The organism is Streptomyces sp. NPDC059740 (genome assembly GCF_042733155.1).
Taxonomy (GTDB): domain Bacteria; phylum Actinomycetota; class Actinomycetes; order Streptomycetales; family Streptomycetaceae; genus Streptomyces.
Window position 1 is genome coordinate 53,641 of record NZ_JBHWGP010000015.1, and the last position, 11,496, is coordinate 65,136.

The following is an 11,496-nucleotide window of genomic DNA, read 5'->3' on the forward strand; positions in this document are numbered from 1 at the left end:
GTTACGCCCGGAAGTTCTTCCTACGAACGGGGGACGGCGCTCTCTCCGTGGGGCTCGCGCACCTCGGTGCCCTCGGGCGCCAGCAGGAAGACGTTGGTGTCCACCCGGTGCATGCCGCTGCCGAGGCCGAAGACGACGCCGCTGGCGAAGTCGAGGATGCGCTTGGCGACGTCCTGGTCGGCGGAGCTGAGGTCCAGCAGCACGGGAACCTGTGCCACCAGGTGTTCGGCGACGTCACGCGCGTCGGCGAAGGTCTGGACGCGCAGCACCACCAGGCGCCGCGCCTCGCCGCCGGTGTCCTCCTCGGGCAGCGCTCGGTGGTCCGGCCACGAGGGCCAGTCACCGCCACCCCGCAGGGGGACGACTTCGGCCAGCCCCTCCCACTGCTCATCAGTGGCATCGGGCCTGCTCACCGAATCACCTCGCTCGTGCATGTCGTGTCGGGACGGATATCGGCATCGCCCAATTGTAGGGATAGACATACAAACACCGTCGGGTGTGACACGCCCGTAGCCGGCCCCGGTCGGTGACGGACCGGCGGCGCCCACCCGTGCCGGCCCGGGCGTCCGCCGCCCCGTCAGGCGTGCGCGCGTACGGCGGTGTTCACCACCAGTCCGCACCGTCCACGGGCATCCCTATCGCGGCGCCGACCAGGCCGCGACTGACGGCCCAGCGCCCGTGGAAGACCTCCACGGTCCGTCCGGCGACCACCGGGCCGGGCACCAGGAGCCGCGCCGTGAAGGTGCCGGTCGTCACCGGCTGGGAGGGGCCGGCCGTCGCGGCTCCGCCGGGTGCTGGCGGGGCGCCGTCGTCCGCGAGCGGGGTGATGTCCGCCTCGGAGAAGTCCAGCCAGCGGCGGGTGAGCGGGAACCACGTCTTGTAGACGGCCTCCTTGGCGCAGAAGAGCAGGCGGTCCCAGTGGACGGAGGGTACGGCCGCGGACCGGGCGGCCAGCCGGCGGCGTTCCTGGGGCAGCGAGACGGCCTCCAGCACGCCCTCCGGCAGCGGGAGATGCGGCTCGGCGTCCACGCCGACCGAGGCGAGGTCGCCGGTGCGGGCGAGGGCCGCGGCCCGGTAGCCGTCGCAGTGCGTCAGGCTGCCGACCAGCCCCGGGGGGAAGACGGGGGCGCCGCGCTCCCCCCGCGGTATGGGGACGGCCGCGTGGCCGAGCCGTTGCAGTGCGCGGCGCGCGCAGGCCCGGGCCACCGTGAACTCCGTTCTGCGCTTGGCCACCGCCTGCGCCACCGCCTCCTCCTCCTCGGGGAAGAGGCGCGCACCGGCAAGGGCGTCGTCGAAGGCCTCCTCGACGGCTACGGCAGGCGGGAGCAGTCGGGCGATCACCGCGCACCTGCCCCGGCCCGGGCCCGGTGGCCGCGGGCGGTCCGGGCCGCCTGGCGGGGTCGGGCGGTGGCGGGGAGTGCGTCTGCGGGGCGGGGTGCCATGGCGGTCTCCGTCACGTCCTTCCGGGCCGGCGCCTGCACGGAAGCGGCGCCGGGTCCCTGTCCGGGGGCGGCGTTCCCGCCCGGTGCGGGTCCGCCGGCCGCCGTCCGCCCGGCCCGGCGGTGGGCGGGGTCGCGCGGACGGCTGCTCCGGGGGATTCTCGCCCCTGGCACGGCCCGGGCGACAGGCCGCCCTGCGGGTTCACCGGCTCGCGGTGCTCCAGGGTGTCAGGCCCGCCCGGTCCGGCTGCACGGGCGTGAAGCGGGCCGGCAGGTTCTCCAGGGCCCGGTGGAAGGGTCCGGGGCGCCACTCCAGCTTGTGGCGGGGAACACCGAGTTCGAGGTCGTACAGGTGGCTGGTCAACCGCTCGATGGCGGCGGTGGCGATGAGCAGGGCGGGCTGTTTGACGGGGCAGGCGTGGGGTCCGGCCGCCCAGGCCAGGTGCGCGCCGCCGTCGGAGCGGTTCTCGCCCAGCATGGCGTCGGACTCGGCGTTGGCGGCGGCGAAGGAGACCAGGACGAGGCTGTCCGCGGGGATCCAGGTGCCGTGGAAGCGCACGTTGTGCCTGGGGTAGTGGGCGGAGAGGTTGGCGACGGGCGGTTCGACGCGCAGCACGGTGTTGATGGCGTCCCGGGCCGTGAGCGCTCCGCTGGAGAGGGAGCTGTAGTAGGCCGGGTTGGAGAGCATGCGGGAGAGGGCGTTGCTGATGAGGGCGGTGGTCGGCTCCTGTCCGGCCACCAGGGTCACCGCCAGTTCCCAGGCGACCTCCTCGGGGGTGAGCTGGGCGGGGTGCTGGAGGTACCAGCTGGGGAGGTCCTCGCCGGGCTCGCTCATCTTGCTCTCGACCATGCCGGCGATGATCTGGGCCAGGGCGGCGCGGGCGCGTTCGGACTCCTCCTTGCCGTGGGCGCTCATGGTGTCCATGAACACCTGGACCATCTCCTCGCTGGTCGCCTCCGGCATGCCGCAGAGGGCGTTCATGAGGAGGACGGGCAGCGGGCGGGCGAACTGGGCGACCAGGTCGGCCTCGCCGTCCACGGCGAAGTCCCGGATGAGGGAGTCGGCGGTCTCGGCGACCATGGCGCGCAGCCGGTGCGGCTCCACGAGCTTGAAGCTGTCGGCCACCACCGAGCGGTAACGGGCGTGTACGGCACCGTCGTTGAAGAAGAGGTTGGGGTGCCATTCGAGCATGACGTAGACCGGCGAGTCGACCGGGAGCGTCCTGATGAAGTTGCGGGAGTCCTTGGACCAGGTCTCGGTGTCGTTGAGGAGTTCCAGGGCCGCCCGGTAGCCGGTCACCAGGTGGGCGTCGACGCCGGGGGCGATCTCCACCGGTGCGACCGGCCCGTGGCTGCGCAGGCGGGCGTAGACGGCGTGCGGGTCGCTTGTGAACTCCGGCCCGTAGAGGCGCTCCCGGTGGGGGGTGTAGGAGGTCATGTGGTGGCTTCCAGTGCGGAGTTGGCTATCAGGTGGGACACCAGGCAGATGAGCGCGTCGATGGCGGAGGTGGTGTCCCGGGCGTCGCACTCGACCAGGGGGGTGTCCTCGGCGAGGTCGAGCCGGTCGCGGAGGACGTCGGTGGGGTAGTCGGGTGTGTCCGGGAAGACGTTGACCGCGACGGCGTAGGCCAGTCCCTGCTCCTCGATCATGTCGATGACCTCGAAGGAGTCGCCCAGTCGCCGGGTGTCGACGAGGACGAGCGCGCCGAGCGCGCCGCGGGCGACGTCCTCCCACAGGGGCTTGAAGCGCCGCTGCCCGGGGGTGCCGAAGAGGTAGAGGACGAGGTCGCCCGAGAGGGTGCGGCGGCCGAAGTCGATGGCGACGGTGGTGGTGCGCTTGTGCTCGACGCCGGCGAGGTCGTCCACGAGGGCGCCGGCCTCCGTCATGACCTCCTCGGTGTGCAGCGGCGCGGTCTCCGACAGCGCGTCGATCATGGTCGTCTTGCCCACCCCGAACGGACCCGCGACGACGATCTTCACCAACGTCTGGCTGTCGTTGCTGAGGTACATGGTGTTACCGGACGGCGCGGAGTCCACTGAGCACCCTCTCTAGTAGCTGACGGTCGTGCTTCTCTGCTGGGGGTATGGGTGCGCGGGCGGCGACCTGCCCGCTGTCGACGAGGTCGGCCACGACGATGCGGACGACGCTCACCGGCAGCCCCAGGTGGGCCGCCGCCTCGCTGAGGGTCAGGGCGCCGCCCTGCAGGAGTTGCACGAGGCGGCGCCGGGCGGGGGCGGCGTCGTCCGGCGGGTAGGGGTGGGTGGCGCTGAGGACGGTGAGGCGGTCCAGGGTGTTGCGGGTCGGGTGTGTCCTGCCCGCGGTCGCCAGGTACGTCGGCACCAGTCGCCGGCTGTCGCGTCCCGGGGTCATGACCGCGGGCCGGTGTCCCGGGTCTCCGAGTGCATGACCTTCCTCCCGAGAGTCGATACCTGGATCTGCATGTAGTGGGTGACCACGCCCATGTCGACCTGGGGGCGGGCGAAGACGCAGAGGACGGTGTTGGCGCCGGCCGGGATGGCGAAGACGTAGCCCTCGTCGGTGTCGACGACCACCTGGCGCAACCGCGGGTCGCTGTTGCCCGAGAAGGCGGCGGCGACGGAGCGGGCGGCGCCCTGGAGCGCGGACATCATGGCGGACGCCCCCTCGCCCGCCTCGCGGTCGAGACCGGCCGACGCCCCCCGGACGAGTCCGTCGCCGGAGAGGACGATGGCGTGCTCGACGTGCGGCAGTTCCATGAGCGGTTCCAGCACCCAGGACATGTCCTGGTTGACGAAGCCCTTGGGAGTGGTCATCGGTGGTTCCCTTCGCGGTTCTCTTCCGTGGCGGCTGCTCGTCCGGACGCCGTGCCGGCCTGGAAGGCGCGCCAGGTGGCGGCGAAGTCCTCCGGTGTGCGGTCGGGCTTGGCGGGGGACGGTGTGGCGGCCTGTGCGGGCTGGGGGCTGCGGCGGCGGCGACGCGGCAGGTCGTCCACCGACGCGGCGGGGGTGGCGGGCTGCGGCGCGTTGGTCTCCGGCGCAGCCGCGGCGGCGGTGTGACCGCCCGCCCTGGGGCCCGCGGTCTGTGGGGGGACGGCCGGCTGGTGGGGACGCGTGAGGTCCTGGAGGCCCGGCGCGCCGGTGGGCCGGACGGAGTGGCTGAGGGGTGCCATCGCGGAGACGGGGAACTCCTCCTCGTCCAGCAGGGTCAGCAGGTGGGCGGGGATGAAGACGACGGCGCGCACCCCGCCGTAGGGGGCGGGCTTGTCGACGGAGACGGAGAACCCGTACTGCCGGGTGAGGCGGCCGATGGTGGCGAAGCCGGTGCGGGGCGGGTCGCCGAGTTCGGTCAGCAGGCCGGCGCGGTCGCCTGCCATCACCCGCTGCGCGAACTCGACCTCCTCCGGGTGCATGCCCACCCCGGCGTCGTCGACGATGATGCAGGCTCCGGACTCGGCCTGGTGGAGGCTGACGTCCACGGAGAGCGAGCCGTGGGAGTGGTGCACGGCGTTGGCGAGGAGTTCCGCCAGGACGACGGCGACCGGTTCGACGGCACGGGCCACCACGGCCACGGGTGCGGTGAGCCGGCTGCTGACGCGGACGCGCTGGTGGCCGCGGACCCGGGCCTGGGCGCCCACGGCTATGTCACCGAGGTGGGAGTCGGAGCGGGTCAGTCCCGGCCAGGCTCCGCAGAGCACGCCGGTGGACTGGATGCGGCGCAGGTTCTGCTCGTTGAGTTCGTCCAGGGCCAGCAGGTCGGCGGCGACGTCCGGGTCCTCGTAGCGCTCCTGCATCTCGACGATCTTGGACTGGACCTGGTAACTCTGTGCCTGGATGACGGTGGTGGCGCCGCGCATGACCGCCTGGGCCGACTCGTCGACGCGTTCGCGCTCCGCCGTCACGGCGCCGGCGAGGTGGTCCATGACCTCGCGGTGGGCGCGCTCGACTTCGGTGCTGCGCAGGGTGGCGTTGAGGAGGTCGGGGACGGTGACGTGCTGGTGGGCGAGGTGTTTGACGAGGGCGGGCAGTCGGGTGGAGGCCAGGTGCCGCGTCTCGGAGTCGACGGCGGCGCGGTAGGACTCGCCGCGGGCCGCCTGCGCGGTGGCGGCGTCCTTCTCGGCGCGCAGCGCGGCGGCCGAGCGGCGGGCACGGACCTGGAAGCCGGCCAGGGCGAACGTCGTCGCCGTCGTGACCACGGCCCAGATCTCGGGCAGCGCCTCCGGAATCTTCGACATCAGAAATCCTCAGTTGGCGGAAGAGTGAAGGACATGTGTGCAATCCTTCTCGTCGTGGATGTCACCACTGGGGGTTCGGGCACCGCGAGAGGCATTGCCCTGCGACCAGGCGGGCAGCCTCGACGCTCGTCCGTACTGGTCGACCGTGCGCCCGCGCGACCCCCGGGGCCGGCCCGTCATCGCGCACACCTGTGTCCGATCGAGATGGTGATGTCTCTCCCCCGTGGTCGTGGCACTGTCAGCGGTGATCACCGTCGTGCGGGACGGCTCGGCGCCCCCTGTGGTGCAGGGGGCCGCTCCGTGCGGGACGAGGCCCCGCTGCCGCCTTTCGGCGCCCGCGTCTTCCAGGGCGCACGACTGCGGCGAGGGACTGGGCCCTTCGCCTCCGGTTGCGGTGTGTCACGGTCTCCTCACGACTGACTGCCAGAAACCCTTGCACGCCCCGGAGAAAGCTGAACGGACAGTCTGTGCGCGGCTCTGTCCGGCCTCTCCTCTTGACCGGCGATCATCTTCCTGTTATCCCGGCCCACTGGCCGAAGGCGGTGAGTTCGTTGGCGGGGTGGCGGTCGAGGCGGATCAGTGCGGCGGCCGTCTCCTGGGCGTGGCGGTGGTAGCGGACGAGGTTGGGGGCGATCCGGCGGGCCTGCCCGAGTTCGGCGAAGGCTCCCGTGCGGTCGCCGGTTGCCAGCCGGGCGGTGGCCACCTCCAGGTGGTGCCGGGCGGCGCGTTCGCCGGGGGTGCCGGTGGGGGGGCTCCACTCCTCCTGGCCGTCGTCGCCCCACTGCCGTAGTGCGGCCAGTGCCCGTTCGGGTTCGCCGGTGCCGACCAGCACGTGCACCTGGTGGATGCGGATGTTGGTGGGGCCGAAGAAGGTCTCGTAGGCCTGGCTGTCGCGGTCGCCGGCCCGGCGGGAGATCTCGGCCGCTTCCCTGAGGTGTGCGCGGGCGGGCAGGAGCGCGTTGCGGCGCGTCTCCACGGCGGCCAGCTTCAGCAGCAGGGCGCCGTCCACGGCTGCCTCCTCCGCGGTGGGGGCGGTCCTCTCGGGGCGGGTGCGCCGCAGCGCCGTCCGCAGTGCGGTGAGCCGGCGGTGGGCGGCTTCGTGCGCGCCCTCCCGCAGCATCGCCCCGGCCAGCAGGTAGCCGGCGGTGGTCTCCAGCAGGGGGTCGCCGGAGCGGGCCGCGGCCCAGCGGACGCGGTCCAGGGCGGTGAGGGACAGGTCGTGGTGGCCGGTCTTGTGGGCCAGGGAGTTCACCGCCCGGTAGGTACGGGCGAGGTGCCGGTAGGCGGCGCGGGCCTCGTCCTCGGCGGTGGCGGTCAGGGCGGTGTGGGTGAGCTCGCGGAGCACGGCGGGGAGTGCGGGGGCCGAGCTCAGGTAGCGGCCGTCACGGCGGGCGGCGGCGATGCGGTCGACCTCCGCGGCGAGGACGGGCAGGGGCCGCGGTGCCCGGTCGAGGTCCTCGGGTGCCTCGTGGCAGAGCATCAGGCGCCGCAGTCGCGGGAGCAGGCTGAGGGCGTCGCGCTGGGACCGCTCCTCGTCCCGGGGGAGGGCGGGTGCTCCGCTGAGCGCCTCGGGCGGGCAGCGCAGTGCCTGCGAGAGGCTGGCGAGGAGGTCGGGGCCGGCCTTGCGCGCGCCGGACTCCAGTTTCTGCACGTAACTGGGCGAGATGGCGACGCGCTGGGCGAGTTGGGTGGTGGAGAGCTTGCGGGCGCGCCGGAGTACGCGCAGCCGTTCCCCCAGTGTGGTGCTGTGGCTCATCGTGCCGGCGGTTCTTTCCTCTGCTTCCGTCCGCGCACGGCGGGGCGGCTGCCTGCCACGTCGGGCGTCGCACGGCGGTGTCGGTGGGCCGCCCCGTCCCGGGGAGGGCGGCAGGCCTGTGGGGTGGCCGGGCGCGGCCCGGGCCGCCGTCACGGTGCGTCCGCGCCGGGCCCCGGGCCGGGTGGTCACCCCAGCAGGACGGGCAGGGCAGCGTACCCGTTGATGATGAACGTCGGTGCGGGCCGGAGCTTCTCGGCGGGCACGGCGAGGGAGACGCCGGGGAACCTGCGGAAGAGCTGGTCCAGGGCGGTGGAGACCTCCAACCGCGCCAGTGCCGCACCGAGGCAGTAGTGGACGCCGTGTCCGAAGCCGAGGTTCTCCCGGTTCCGCTCGCGGGCGAGGTCGAAGACCTCGGCGTCGTCCCCGTGCACCTCGGGGTCGACACCGGCCGCGGCGAAGTTGACGATGACGGCGTCGCCCTTGCGCAGGGTGGTGCTCTCGTCGAGTTCGACGTCCTCGACCGCGTAGCGCAGCGGGATGAAGGAGGCGGGGTTGCGGACCCGCATGGTCTCGGCGATCACCGCGTCCCAGTCCGCGCGGCCGGCCCGCACGTGGGCGAGCTGCTCGGGGTCGGACAGCAGCGCGACGACGGCGTTGGTGATGAGGGTCCCGGCCGTCTCCAGGCCCGCGGCGAGCATCAGGTTGAGGGTGCCGATGAGTTCGGCCTCGCTGAGCCGGTCGCCGTCGGTGTCGCGGATCTCGATGAGAGCCGTGGTGAGGTCGTCGGCGGGCTGTGCGCGCTTGGCCGCCACCAGTGCGGCGAGTGCCTGGCTGACCCGTTCCTGGGCGGCCCGGACCAGGGATGCCTCCTCGGAGGTGCTGAAGACCAGGGCGATGTCGGCGCAGAGCGCGTCGCGGTCCTCCTCCGCCACTCCGAAGAGTTCGCAGATGACCTGCATCGGCAGGACCATCGCGAACCGGGAGCGCAGGTCCACCGGCCGGTCGGCGGGGGCCTGGGCCAGGGCGTCGAGGAGGGCGGCGGTCAGTGCCTCGACGCGGGGCCGCAGTCGTTCGGTGCGGCGGGCGGTGAAGGCTCCGGCGACCAGGCGCCGCAGCCGGGCGTGCTTCTCCCCGGAGACGCTGAGCATGTTCTCGACCGCGACCCACGGGTAGAGCGCCCACTCCTGGGTGACGCGGCCCTCGATGAAGTCGGGCCAGTACAGCCTGGCGTCCTTGGCTATGCGGTCGTCCGTCAGGAGGCGTTTGACGTACTGGGGCCTGACCACGGCCCAGGCCCGCACCCCGCCGGGCAGCTCGACCTCGACGGCTGGACCCTGCGACCGCAGGTGCCCGGCCTCTGCCCGGTGGTCCTGGCCCCTCACGTCCAGCGCGTACGGGCAGCCTGCGGTTCCCATTAGTGCTCCGTCCTGTGAACCTGGTCGGTCCCCGCCCTCGCCGGCGACTCGGTCCGCGCTGCGGGGGTGATGGGGGTGTTTCCGGGGGCGGCCATCATGGCAGGGGCGGATCAGGAGGCGTCGACCTGCATTGGGGGAGATCTCGTCGGGAAGCCGCGTACAGAAGGTGAACGTCCGAGGGATGTCGTGACGCTCCCGAACAGTCTCGCGAAACCCACCGCAACCATCGGTTCCCCGGCTGCGTGATGGGTGGTGAGGCGCTGCCGCGAAGGCACGTGCGAGACGCGCACGGCGGACCGGTAACGTCTCCGTGACACGTCACCGCTTGATGGGCGGTCACCGCCGACAGGACAATGACCGGTGCGGTGTGTCGAACGACGCACCGCAGGGCCGGGGAAACGGGGTAGGTAATGGCAGGACAGGGACTGCAGGTAGATGTCGCCTCACTGCACACCGGAGGCACCCGCTTCTCCTCCATCGGCGACCGGTACCAGTCAGCGGTGGACAAGTTGCAGTCCGGCCTGACGAGCCTGGAGGGGCAGGACACGCCGCCGTGGGGCGACGACGAGGTCGGTGAGAAGTTCGGCATCGCCTACGAGGGCCTGCGTGACGGCATGTACGAGTCGATGGGGCATCTGGCCCAGCAGTTGCAGAAGATCGGTGCGGGGTTGTCCACCATGGCCAACAACCATGAGCAGAACGAGTCGGACAACGACACGTTGATGCAGACGACGTACCACAACAACGACTCGAACAGTCAGCAGATCGCCCAGTTCCGGGCGCCGCACGTCTCCTCCACCTGATCTGCGCGCCTGCCAGCCCCCACTCCCCCGGCCCGGCGGACCGGGGGCGTCCTCTCGTCACACCCCTGAATCCCGGCCGGTCGCCGGACTTCGCCTTTCTGTCCAGCGTCGGTTCTTCGAGCCCGTTTCTCCGAGGAGTACCTCGTGTCGTTGATGTTGCCGGATGCCCTCGAGTGGGTCCTGGAGATGCTCGGCTACGACTGGCCGACGGGCGACGAGGACAAGATGAGGGAGTCCGCCGAGCAGTGGCGGACGTTCGGCCGGGCCGTCGAGCAGTTGCAGGCCGAAGGTGTCAGCGCGGCCGGCGACATCACCTCGCAGAACTCCGGCGACGACATCGACGCGTTCGTCAAGACGTGGGAGAAGTTCACCGGCGGCTCCGGTTACCTCGACGACGCGCGCACCGCCTGCGAGTTGATCGCCTCCGCGATGGACGTCGGCGCGGGCATCATCATCGGGATGAAGGTGGCGGTGATCGCCCAGTTGGCGATCCTCGCGGCCGAGATCATCGCCGCGCAGGCCGCGGCGCCGTTCACCTTCGGCCTCTCCGAGGTGGGACTCGCCGCGGCGACGCAGGCGACGCGGCTCATCGTGCGGAAGCTCATCAAGGAAGCCGCCAAGCAGCTGGTCGACGCCATCATGGAGACCCTCAAGGAGCCGGCGGTCTCGGCTCTGCAGGCGATGATCTCCGACGTCATCGCGCAGGGCGTCAACATGAACTTCGACGCGCAGAACGGCTTCAACGCCGGTCGCACGGCGAAGGCCGGTTGGGACGCGGGCAAGGAGGCCGCGGAGAACTCGGGGCAGACCTTCACGGAGTCCCTGCGCGACGGCGCCGGCGCGGCGGCCGGCCACCACGTCAACACCGGCCTGGGCCACGCCGCCGGTCGTGGCGGCGACGGCAGCCCCACCCGGGACGGCGGTTCGGGCAGCGGCTCTGGACCGGACGACAGGTCGACCAGCAACGACAGCAGCTCGGGCAGCAGCGACTCCGGCGGCGGCTCGGACTCCGGTTCGTCCTCGGGCGGCGGGACAGGCGGTTCCGGTTCGACGACGACCACCGGGGCCGGGGGCAACGGCGGCTTCACCGGCTCGGGCGGCTCGGGCGGCTCGAACTCCTCCTCCGGTGGCGGGACCGGCGGGTCCACGCACACCGACGGCACGACCTCGAACGCCGGCGACTCCACGTCGGACGCACCACGGCCGAAGGCGGAGCCGCTTCCCCCGCCGGGCCAGCGGTCACCGTTCGACGAGCGCCCCCAGTCGACGCCCACGCCCACAGCAACGCCTGACCACAGCACGCCCACACCCACGCACCAGGGCACGCCGGTCACTCCGACGGACAGCCCGACGCATCAGGACACGCCTGTCACCACGCCCACCCACCAGGGCACGCCCGCCGACAGCCCGACGCACCAAGACACCCCTGTCACCACGCCCACCCACCAGGGCACGCCGGTCGACAGCCCCACGCACCAAGACACGCCCGTCGCCACACCCACGCACCAGGGCACGCCCGCCGACGGACCCACTCATCAGGGCACGCCCATCTCTACGCCTGCCCACCAAGACACCCCTGTCACCACGCCCACGCACCAGGGCACGCCCGTCGACAGCCCGACGCACCAGGGCACGCCGGTCACTCCGACGGACAGCCCGACGCACCAGGACACCCCCGCCACCACACCCACGCACCAGGGCACGCCGGTCGACAGCCCCACGCACCAAGACACGCCCGTCGCCACGCCCACGCACCAGGGCACGCCCGTCGACACCCCGACGCACCAAGACACCCCCGCCACCACACCCACCCACCAGGGCACTCCCGCCGACGGACCCACTCATCAGGGCACGCCGACCGACGGGCCGACA

General features: G+C 72.5%; 11 protein-coding genes. 2 read left to right on the plus strand and 9 right to left on the minus strand.

Going from position 1 to position 11,496, the window contains the following annotated elements:
* Positions 1 to 20: 20 nt before the first annotated feature.
* From ACFV3R_RS19305 to ACFV3R_RS19345, 9 genes are all read right to left on the minus strand, one after another.
* Entirely contained in the window at positions 21 to 434 is a 414-nt protein-coding gene (locus ACFV3R_RS19305; protein ID WP_385584007.1) for a cell division protein SepF, read from the minus strand.
* Positions 435 to 603: 169 nt separating this feature from the next.
* A complete protein-coding gene (locus tag ACFV3R_RS19310) occupies positions 604 to 1,341 on the minus strand; it encodes a 4'-phosphopantetheinyl transferase (RefSeq protein WP_385584011.1) in 738 nt (245 codons plus the stop codon).
* Between the two features lie 300 nt (positions 1,342 to 1,641).
* Positions 1,642 to 2,877 (minus strand): cytochrome P450, encoded by a 1,236-nt coding sequence (locus tag ACFV3R_RS19315; protein WP_385584013.1) that lies wholly within the window; start codon positions 2,875 to 2,877, stop codon positions 1,642 to 1,644.
* Complete coding sequence (locus ACFV3R_RS19320; protein WP_385584016.1) at positions 2,874 to 3,449, minus strand: ATP/GTP-binding protein; 576 nt, start codon at positions 3,447 to 3,449, stop codon at positions 2,874 to 2,876. The genes ACFV3R_RS19315 and ACFV3R_RS19320 overlap by 4 nt, the downstream gene beginning before the upstream one ends.
* Positions 3,450 to 3,453: 4 nt before the next feature.
* Positions 3,454 to 3,810 (minus strand): DUF742 domain-containing protein, encoded by a 357-nt coding sequence (locus ACFV3R_RS19325; RefSeq protein WP_385584019.1) that lies wholly within the window; start codon positions 3,808 to 3,810, stop codon positions 3,454 to 3,456.
* A complete protein-coding gene (locus ACFV3R_RS19330) occupies positions 3,807 to 4,232 on the minus strand; it encodes a roadblock/LC7 domain-containing protein (RefSeq protein WP_385584022.1) in 426 nt (141 codons plus the stop codon). The genes ACFV3R_RS19325 and ACFV3R_RS19330 overlap by 4 nt, the downstream gene beginning before the upstream one ends.
* Complete coding sequence (locus ACFV3R_RS19335) at positions 4,229 to 5,650, minus strand: ATP-binding protein (protein WP_385584025.1); 1,422 nt, start codon at positions 5,648 to 5,650, stop codon at positions 4,229 to 4,231. The genes ACFV3R_RS19330 and ACFV3R_RS19335 overlap by 4 nt, the downstream gene beginning before the upstream one ends.
* 505 nt (positions 5,651 to 6,155) lie before the next feature.
* Positions 6,156 to 7,406, minus strand: coding sequence for a helix-turn-helix domain-containing protein (locus ACFV3R_RS19340; protein WP_385584028.1), 1,251 nt, complete (start codon positions 7,404 to 7,406; stop codon positions 6,156 to 6,158).
* A gap of 185 nt (positions 7,407 to 7,591) precedes the next feature.
* Positions 7,592 to 8,821 (minus strand): cytochrome P450, encoded by a 1,230-nt coding sequence (locus ACFV3R_RS19345; protein ID WP_385584032.1) that lies wholly within the window; start codon positions 8,819 to 8,821, stop codon positions 7,592 to 7,594.
* Between the two features lie 410 nt (positions 8,822 to 9,231).
* On the opposite strand from ACFV3R_RS19345, the gene ACFV3R_RS19350 reads away from it, so the two are divergent.
* Together ACFV3R_RS19350 and ACFV3R_RS19355 are read left to right on the plus strand one after the other, a co-directional pair.
* The gene (locus tag ACFV3R_RS19350) at positions 9,232 to 9,624 is read left to right on the plus strand and encodes a WXG100 family type VII secretion target (RefSeq protein ID WP_385584035.1); all 393 of its coding nucleotides are present in this window, start codon (positions 9,232 to 9,234) and stop codon (positions 9,622 to 9,624) included.
* 144 nt (positions 9,625 to 9,768) lie between these two features.
* Positions 9,769 to 11,496 (plus strand): hypothetical protein (locus ACFV3R_RS19355; RefSeq protein WP_385584038.1); only part of this gene is annotated, 1,728 nt, incomplete at its 3' end.